The following is an 8,822-nucleotide window of genomic DNA, read 5'->3' on the forward strand; positions in this document are numbered from 1 at the left end:
CGATGACCACCGCGTTTTCCGGCGACCCCGCGTCGCAACCGACGAAGCAGCGCGTGTTCGCGTTCGCGCTGATGTGCGTCGGCTTCTTCATGGCGACCCTCGACATCCAGATCGTCGCGTCGTCGCTGCGCGACATCGGCGGCGGGCTGTCCGCGAGCCAGGACGAATTGTCGTGGGTGCAGACCGCGTACCTGATCGCCGAGATCATCGTGATCCCGATGTCGGGCTGGCTGTCGAAGGTGATGTCGACGCGCTGGCTGTTCGTCGCATCGGCCGTCGGTTTCACGATCACCAGCATGCTGTGCGGGCTCGCGTGGGACATCGACTCGATGATCCTGTTCCGCGGGATGCAGGGCGCGCTCGGCGCCGCGATGATCCCGACCGTGTTCACCACCGCGTTCGTGCTGTTCCCCGGCAAGCAGCGACTGATCGCGTCGACGACCATCGGCGCGCTCGCATCGCTCGCGCCGGCGATCGGCCCGGTGATCGGCGGCTGGATCACCGACCAATGGTCGTGGCACTGGCTGTTCTACCTGAACCTCGTGCCGGGCATCGCGGTGGCCGCGCTCGTACCGCGCTACGTGCATATCGACGAGCCCGACCTCAGCCTGATCAAGCGCGGCGACTATCTCGGCATCGCGCTGATGTCCGGCTTCCTCGGCTGCCTCGAATACGTGCTCGAGGAAGGCCCGCGCAAGAACTGGTTCGGCGACGACGCGATCGTCATCTGCGCGTGGATCTCCGGCATCTGCGGCTTCCTGTTCATCGTGCACGCACTGACCGCCGAGGATCCGATCGTCGACCTGCGCGCGCTCGCCGTGCGCAACTTCGGGATCGGCAGCCTGCTGTCGTTCGTGACCGGAATCGGGATCTTCGTGACCGTGTTCCTGACGCCGCTGTTCCTCGCGCAGGTGCGTGCGTTCAGCTCGCTGCAGATCGGCATCGCGCTGCTGTCGGTCGGCGCGTTCCAGTTGATCGCGCTGTGCGCGTATGCGTTCGCCGCGCGCTACTTCAGCATGCGTGCGCTGCTCGTGTTCGGGTTGATCTGCTTCGGCCTCGGCTGCTACCTGTACACGCCGATCACGCACGACTGGGGCTGGCGGGAATTGCTGCTGCCGCAGGCGCTGCGCGGCATCGGCCAGCAGTTCAGCGTGCCGCCGATCGTGACGATGGCGCTCGGCTCGCTGCCGCAGTCTCGACTGAAATCGGCGAGCGGGTTGTTCAACCTGATGCGTAACCTCGGCGGCGCGATCGGCATCGCGGTGAGCGCGACGATGCTCAACGACCGGCTGAATTTTCATTACCTGCGGCTGAACGAGCACGTGAGCGCCGGCGAACCGCAGGTCGCATCGCTGCTCGATCGCCAGGCCGCGTACTGGGGATCGGTGGCCGGCAATACGTTGAATACCGCGCAGGCCGGCCTCGCGAACCTGCATCGGCTGATCTATCGCGAAGCGCTGACGCTCACCTATGCGGATGCGTACTACGCACTGTCGCTGTGCTTCGTCGTCGCGCTGCTTGCCGTCGTGTTTTCCAGACCCATTACGTTGAATGCGCCGCCGCCGGACGCGCACTGAGGCCAAAGGATCATCATGAAGAAGCTACTCGTCGCGCTGGCCGTCAGCGCATTCGCCGCCGGGTGTGCGGTGCAGCCCGCGCAACATCCGGCGTTGAACGAATCGGTTCGGACGCTCGCGCCCACCGCATGGGATACCGACGTGCCGCGCGCGGACATCGACGCCGCCGCCTGGTGGGCACAATTCCACGACCCCGTGCTCGACCGGTTGATCGCGACCGTGCTCGACGGCAATCTCGATCTGCAAGCCGCCGCCGAACGCGTGAAGCAGGCGCAGGCGCTGACCGTTCAGAAGCGCGCGGCGCTGCTGCCCGAACTCGACGCGACCGCCCATGCGGCCGACGCGCGGCAGAACACACCGCCGCCGCTCGGCTACGTGCGGCAGGCGGGTGCGGGGCTCGCACTGAGCTGGTCGCCCGACGTGTTCGGCGGCGAACGGCTCGATTTGCTGGCCGCTCGAGCGGAGCTGGTCGGGCAGAAGCATGCAGAAGATGCGATGCGGCTCGCGCTCGCGGCCGATGCGGCATCCGCGTATGTCGACCTGCGCTGGGCGCAGCAGGAATTGAAAATCCTGCAGGACAACGCGAGGATTCGGCAGCATGCGCTCGAACTCACGCGCAAGCGACAGGCGTTCGGACTGTCGACGGAACTCGACGTGACCCGTGCACAGAACCAGCTCGATGCGCTCGAAGCCAGGATTCCGCCGACGCAGGCGCAGATATCGCATCAGCTCAATCTGATCGCCGTGTATTCGGGGCGGACGCCGGAATCGGTCGATCGGCTCGTGCTGGCGCAGGCCGGGGAGATTCCGGCGCCACCGGTCGGTGTGCCGGGGACGTTGCCATCGCAAGCGTTGTTGCGGCGGCCCGATGTGCTGACTGCCTACGCTCAAGTCGAGCGGCGTGCGGCACAAGTGGGCGTGGCGAAGGCCGAACGCTATCCGAAGTTTTCGTTGAACCTGACGGACGGCATTCTGGCGGCTTCGTATCTCGGGTTGCCGACGTTGACCGATAACCTCTTCAGCGCGGCGCTGAGTGCGACGAGCCCGATCTTCAACGCGGGACGGATTACCGCCGATATCTCGCAGAGCGAAAGCCGGATGCGCGAGTCGGAACTCGGGTTACGGCAGACGATGCTGCAAGCGTTGCGGGAAGTCGAGGATGCGCGCGCGAATCTCATCAGTTCCGATGAGGCGACGCGGAGGCTGGGTAGCGCATTGGCGGCTTCCGATAAAGCGCTTGGGTTGGCGAATCAGCTTTACAAGGGCGGTGCGACGGACTTTCTCGATGTGCTGTCGGCGCAGGAGGTCTATCTAAGGGATTCGGATTCGCTCAATCAGGTCAAGCGCGAGCATGCGCTCGCAGCAGTTGCGTTGTATCGGTCGCTTGGGGGTGGGTGGAGCAGGAATGAGGGGGCGGGTGGGACGGAGGTGGAAACTCAGGCTGTGGCGAAAAACTAGGAGGAGTCGCGATGCGGCGCCGACTTCAATACTTGCCGGCGCCCACTATTCAGTCGCACGATCCGAGACATTGGACCGTCGTCAACGCAATCGAGTAAGCCACGGTCACCGCAATATCCAGCCCCACGATAACGGCGACGATACGCGTGATGAGCATGTGCCAGAATCGGATCGCAACGAACATACCTGCCGGGCTGTTCCAGGCGATACGGTAAAGTATCGCCTTCGCGAGGGGCATACGCTGAGAGAGCAGCGCCCTTGCTCGATCAGGAAAAATTAAATGAGTGAAAACCGCTACACCTAGGGCACTTGGCAGAATCTACGACCCGTCGACGTTTTTGCCCTGGTGGCGTTCGATGAGACGCGCAAGCAACTGGGTTTGGACGATCTGGCAGCCGCGTCGGCAATGCTGCTTGGTCAGGCTGACGTCCCTGTCCCCGGCAATTCTCAGGGGCTACGCCAGGCACCTCCGTCGCCTCACTTGCTGCCCGCAAGCTGTTCCCGCAGACGCTACCGTTTCGCCTGCCGATGATCATGGGCGTTGGATTGTCCGGTGTTCGAATCGCCTTCACTCACCGCCTCGGCGCATGGGTCGGCCGGACGATTCCGGTCGTAGGCGAGGTGTTTCTGGCTCGCGATGCCTTTCTGATCATGCGCAACACCGTGACGACCTACAACCGACTCGTGAAACCCGAAGATCGAGTGCTCTGAGCCATGAAAGACGACACCTGGGAACGTTTCGAAGCCTTCGCCCGTAAGGAGCTTGGCCGGCCGCTGTTCGGCGGCAAGCTGAACCTTCAGCCGCAATCACGGCTTGAGGAGGATCTCGGCGTCACCGGCCTCGACGGGATCGAATTTATCGACAAGTGGGCCGAGACATTCAACGTGGACGCCAAGGGGTTCCCGTACCGGCGATACTTCGGCCCTGAAGGTCAGGAACTGCTGTCGTCACTCATTGGGCTATTCGTGAAGCGGCTCCGACCGCCAAAGCGCTACCCGCTGACGCTTGGCATGCTGGCCGAGGCGACGCGACGCGGGAAGTGGGACACGGATGCGATCGAGGCCACTGCAAGAGAGGGATCGTAATTGGCCAGGCCGGTCAGCTGTCCTGACCGGCCTTCCATTGGCGGAAATATCACTACACCACGTGAGATTTTCACACTACCCATTTATCTCGCCTGAGCCTGTACATTCGTCGCACCCGGCTTCAACAGGAGCCTGTATTGCGCATCAGCGTAGAGACGAAGATTGCCGGTCTGCGCTGCGGGTTCCTTGGGGGTACGGAAATCGGCGACTGCGGGTTAGCGCGCCGACAGGCTCCGGGGTGGGCCAATGCGGCACGCTCGACAGATTAGCAGCGGCGGGAAAGGTGTTGTTCGGTGTTTTGTTTGCGCTGCCGCTGCGCGATCATTCGGTGGCCGGCCAACGGTACCCGATTACTTCATGCAACGGGTACGCAAGCTCGCGAACCTCTTCCAATTGATTGCCGCCGAACAGATGCACATGTTCCGCATCGTGGCGCAGGTAGAAACCAACGTGCCCTTTCCAGCTCGCCGGATCATCGCGCGTCAGGATCGCGATGCAGCCGTAGACCGGGCGCTCCAGCGGTTTGCCCCATTCGAGCCACGAGCGCGCCAACGCCGAGCCTGTACCGCGGAATCCGGCGTGCACCATGCACCAGTTCACGAACGACGAGCACCAAGAGATTTTGTCGTCGTAGCCGACCAGGTTCGTCTGATTGTTGTACTCGACGATGCGCGGGTTGATGCTACCCGGCGGATGGCGGCGGATGCCGAGTTCGGCCAGCGCGACGGGCATCCAGGGCGGGTGGGCGTCGGCCGCTTTCACTTTGCTCTCAGGGTTCGATAGGGTCACGTCGTTCTCGGGCACGTGTCGGTGTCGTTTCGCGCAATCTTCGCACGAATAGAACGAATCCACAGCGCCCTTTGCAGGTTGCGATTTTCGTCCAGTGCACCCGTATCATGTCGGCAGCGCCATCGACTCCGCCAACCGCCATGCGCATCACGCCTCTGCCGCCCCTTCAGTGCCTCATCGCGTTCGAAGCCGCCGTGCGGCACGCGAGTTTCACGAAAGCCGCCGCCGAACTGCACCTGACCCAAAGCGCGATCAGCCGCCAGATCCAGCAACTCGAGGAATTCCTCGGCCGCTCGCTGTTCGTTCGCGAACACCGTTCGCTGCGGCTGACGATCGCCGGCGAGCAATACGCGGCGCAAGTCCACCACCTGCTCACGCAATGCGCGCAAGCCACGCACGACGTGATGAAACCGTACGGCGATCTCGAACTGACGATTGCGTGCTCGTCCGGCGTCGCGCTGCTTTGGCTCACGCCGCGGCTGCCGCACTTTCGTGCCACGTATCCCAACATCAAGCTGCGCCTGATCGTGCGCGACGGCCTTGCCTCGATGTCGCCCGCTGAATTCGACGTGGGCGTCTACTACGTGCGCCAGCAGGCGCCGGCCGAATACACCGCACGCCGGCTGTTCGACGAAGAAGTGTTCCCCGTCTGCGCGCCCGGCTATCTGGCCGGCCGCACGCTCGACGCAGCCGATCTCGCGAACGAAACGCTGCTGCGCCTCGAAGACGGCCAGCGCCAATGGATGTCGTGGTCCGAATGGTTCGACTTGAACGACGTCGACCGGCAGAAGGCGCAGCCGCAGGACATCACGATCAACTCCTATCCGCAGATCGTGCAGATGACGATTCTCGGTCAAGGCGTGTCGCTCGGCTGGCGCTACATGATCGACGCATGCATCGAAGCCGGTCTGCTCGTGCGCGTGACGGACGCGTCCGCGAGCCACGGCGGCGGCTATTACGTGATCTCGCCGAACGACCGCGCGCAGAACCAGGCCGCCCGCTTGTTCACCCGCTGGTTGTTCGAACAGGCGGAGAAGCAGATCGCGTCCTGAATACCGAGCGCGACGCATGCGTGCAGCGCATGCCTGCATGCGAATCTTTCGTTTCAGAAAAAAATCCGGCGTTCCTTAGCATGGGATTCGTGCGGGGCAGCCGTCCCGTCTTCTGACCAAGGAAGAGACCATGCAAGGAACGCTTTCTCCGCGCGCCGCGCCTGCCGTCGATGCGGCGGTGCAACAGCGCCGCCGCGCCATCGTCGCGACCGTGATCGGCAACGGTCTCGAATGGTTCGACTTCACCGTCTACAGCTTCTTCGCGGTGATCATCGCGAAGCTGTTCTTCCCGACCGGCAACGAACTGACGTCCGTGCTGCTCACCGTCGCGACCTTCGGCGTGGGCTTCTTCATGCGGCCGGTGGGCGGCATCGTGCTCGGCGTCTATGCCGACAAGGCAGGCCGCAAGGCCGCGCTGTCGCTGACGATCCTGCTGATGGCGGCCGGCACCGCGCTGATCGGGATCGCGCCCACCTACGAACAGGCCGGCATCGCCGCGCCGCTGTTGATCGTCGTCGCGCGGCTGCTCCAAGGCTTCTCGGCCGGCGGCGAGATGGGCGGCGCCACCGCGTTCCTCACCGAATACGCGCCACCGGAGAAACGCGCGTATTACTCCAGCTGGATCCAGTCGAGCATCGGCTTCGCGGTGCTGCTGGGTGCGGCGACCGGCACGTTCGTCACGACCTCGCTCGACACGCAGGCGCTGCATAGCTGGGGCTGGCGGCTGCCGTTCCTGCTCGGGATCATCGTCGGGCCGGTCGGTTACTTCATTCGCAGCCATATCGACGAGACGCCCGCGTTCAGCGCCGTCGAATCGCAGGCGAAGGAAAGCTCACCGCTGAAGGAGGTGCTGTCCACCTACCCGCGCGAGACGTTCGCGAGTTTCTCGATGGTCATTCTGTGGACCGTCTGCACCTACGTGCTGCTGTTCTACATGCCGACCTATTCCGTGCGCACGCTGCATCTGCCGCAATCGACCGGCTTCACGGCCGGCATGATCGGCGGGCTGATGATCATGTGCTGCTCGCCGATCGTCGGGCGACTCGCCGACGCATGGGGACGGCGCGTGTTCCTGTCCGGCTCGGCGCTCGCGATCCTCGTGCTGGCGTGGCCGATGTTCTCGTGGATCAACCACGCGCCCGGGTTCGCGTCGTTGATCGTGTTCCAGGCCGTGTTCGGCGTGCTGATCGCGAGCTATACGGGGCCGATCCTCGCGGCGTTCGCGGAGCTGTTTCCGACCAAGGTGCTGTCGACCGGGTTATCCGTTGCGTACAACTTCGCGGTGACGATCTTCGGCGGGTTCGCGCCGTTCCTGATCACGTGGCTCATCGCCCGCACCGGCAGCAACATGGCGCCCGCGTTCTACGTGATGCTCGCGGCGGCCGTCAGCTTCGTCGGCACGCGCTTCGTGAGGGATGCGAAGCGTGCGGCCGCAACGAATCGATAAGGATTTTTCTCCATGACCATTACCGTGCTTCAAGGCGGCAACGTGCTCGACCTCGAACGAGGCGTGTTGCTCGAACATCATCATGTCGTGATCGAAGGCGAACGGATCGTCGAAGTCACCGATCGGCCGGTGGATTTGCCGAATGCGCAGGTGATCGATGCGCGCGGCAAGACCGTGATGCCGGGGTTCATCGATTGCCACGTGCATGTGCTGGCGTCGAATGCGAACCTGGGCGCGAATGCGACGCAGCCGAATATTCTCGCGGCGATTCGGTCGCTGCCGATTCTCGATGCGATGTTGTCGCGTGGGTTCACCAGCGTGCGGGACGCCGGGGGCGCAGATTGGAGCCTGATGCAGGCGGTCGAGACGGGGCTGATTCCGGGGCCGCGGATTTTTCCGTCGGGGAAAGCGTTGTCGCAGACCGGCGGACATGGGGATTTTCGGCCTCGGGGGGATTTGCTGGAGCCTTGTTCGTGCTGCTTTCGGACGGGGGCGATTGCGCGGGTGGTTGACGGCGTTGAAGGTGTGCGGCTCGCGGTGCGTGAAGAAATTCAGAAAGGCGCGACGCAGATCAAGATCATGGCTTCTGGTGGCGTGGCTTCGCCGACCGATCCGATTGCGAATACGCAGTATTCGGAGGACGAGATTCGGGCGATCGTCGACGAGGCCGAAGCTGCGAATACTTATGTGATGGCCCATGCGTATACGGGGTGGGCGATTGCGCGGGCCGTAAGATGCGGCGTGCGGACGATCGAGCACGGGAATCTCGTGGATGAAGCGGCTGCGGCGCTCATGCATGAGCGGGGGGCATTCGTGGTGCCTACGCTCGTGACTTATGACGCGCTGGCTAAACATGGGGCTGAGTTTGGGATGCCGGCGGACTCCATCGCGAAAGTGGCTTCCGTGCAGCAGAAAGGGCGTGAATCGCTTGAGATCTATGCAAAGGCCGGCGTGAAGATGGGATTCGGGTCGGATCTGCTCGGCGAGATGCATGCGTTCCAGTCCGGTGAGTTTCGGATTCGGGCGGAGGTGCTTGGGAATCTGGAAGCGCTCAGGTCGGCGACGACGGTGGCGGCGGAGATCGTCAATATGACGGGGCAGCTTGGGGTGGTTGCGGTGGGGGCGATCGCTGATCTTGTCGTGCTCGATGGCAATCCGCTCGAGGATATCGGGGTCGTGGCTGATGAAGGCGCGCGGGTCGAGTATGTGTTGCAGCGGGGAACGGTTGTGAGGCAGCGGGCTGGCGCGCGGTGATGTGAGGCCGTTCGTTCGGCTATTTCGGCAGGCGCGGTGCAGACGGAACGGCACGTGTTCCGCGCCGTTTCCAATACTAAATTGCGGTGGACTAGACTAAATCTGACAGTGGTTGGTTTTTCATGCTGGCGCGCATTGGCGCGAAGGGTGTAGCCCGTA

General features: G+C 63.5%; 7 protein-coding genes and 1 pseudogene. 7 read left to right on the plus strand and 1 reads right to left on the minus strand.

What is annotated here, in order from left to right; translation table 11 throughout:
* The first annotated feature begins 2 nt into the window (after positions 1 to 2).
* From WS61_RS15870 to WS61_RS15890, 4 genes and pseudogenes are all read left to right on the plus strand, one after another.
* Complete coding sequence (locus tag WS61_RS15870) at positions 3 to 1,577, plus strand: DHA2 family efflux MFS transporter permease subunit (protein ID WP_059501345.1); 1,575 nt, start codon at positions 3 to 5, stop codon at positions 1,575 to 1,577.
* A gap of 15 nt (positions 1,578 to 1,592) precedes the next feature.
* Positions 1,593 to 3,035: an efflux transporter outer membrane subunit gene (locus WS61_RS15875; RefSeq protein ID WP_059501347.1), complete on the plus strand. Its 1,443-nt coding sequence runs from the start codon at positions 1,593 to 1,595 to the stop codon at positions 3,033 to 3,035.
* Between the two features lie 280 nt (positions 3,036 to 3,315).
* Positions 3,316 to 3,746: pseudogene (locus WS61_RS36070) on the plus strand (STM2901 family protein).
* Positions 3,747 to 3,749: 3 nt separating this feature from the next.
* Positions 3,750 to 4,121, plus strand: a complete 372-nt coding sequence (locus tag WS61_RS15890) for a DUF1493 family protein (protein ID WP_059501353.1) — start codon at positions 3,750 to 3,752, stop codon at positions 4,119 to 4,121.
* A gap of 321 nt (positions 4,122 to 4,442) precedes the next feature.
* On the opposite strand, the gene WS61_RS15895 is transcribed toward WS61_RS15890, so the two are convergent.
* The gene (locus WS61_RS15895) at positions 4,443 to 4,853 is read right to left on the minus strand and encodes a TIGR02594 family protein (RefSeq protein ID WP_059501399.1); all 411 of its coding nucleotides are present in this window, start codon (positions 4,851 to 4,853) and stop codon (positions 4,443 to 4,445) included.
* A gap of 197 nt (positions 4,854 to 5,050) precedes the next feature.
* Here WS61_RS15895 and WS61_RS15900 point away from each other — a divergent pair, with 197 nt between their 5' ends.
* The 3 genes from WS61_RS15900 (at position 5,051) to WS61_RS15910 (ending at position 8,663) form a co-directional block, all read left to right on the plus strand.
* Entirely contained in the window at positions 5,051 to 5,962 is a 912-nt protein-coding gene (locus WS61_RS15900; RefSeq protein WP_059501355.1) for a LysR substrate-binding domain-containing protein, read from the plus strand.
* Between the two features lie 130 nt (positions 5,963 to 6,092).
* Complete coding sequence (locus tag WS61_RS15905) at positions 6,093 to 7,409, plus strand: MFS transporter (protein ID WP_059501357.1); 1,317 nt, start codon at positions 6,093 to 6,095, stop codon at positions 7,407 to 7,409.
* Positions 7,410 to 7,421: 12 nt separating this feature from the next.
* On the plus strand, positions 7,422 to 8,663 hold the full coding sequence (locus tag WS61_RS15910) for an amidohydrolase family protein (protein WP_059501359.1): 1,242 nt from the start codon (positions 7,422 to 7,424) through the stop codon (positions 8,661 to 8,663).
* Positions 8,664 to 8,822 lie beyond the last annotated feature (159 nt).

The sequence above is a fragment of the Burkholderia sp. ABCPW 11 genome (genome assembly GCF_001523445.1).
In the GTDB taxonomy this organism is placed as follows: Bacteria; Pseudomonadota; Gammaproteobacteria; order Burkholderiales; family Burkholderiaceae; genus Burkholderia.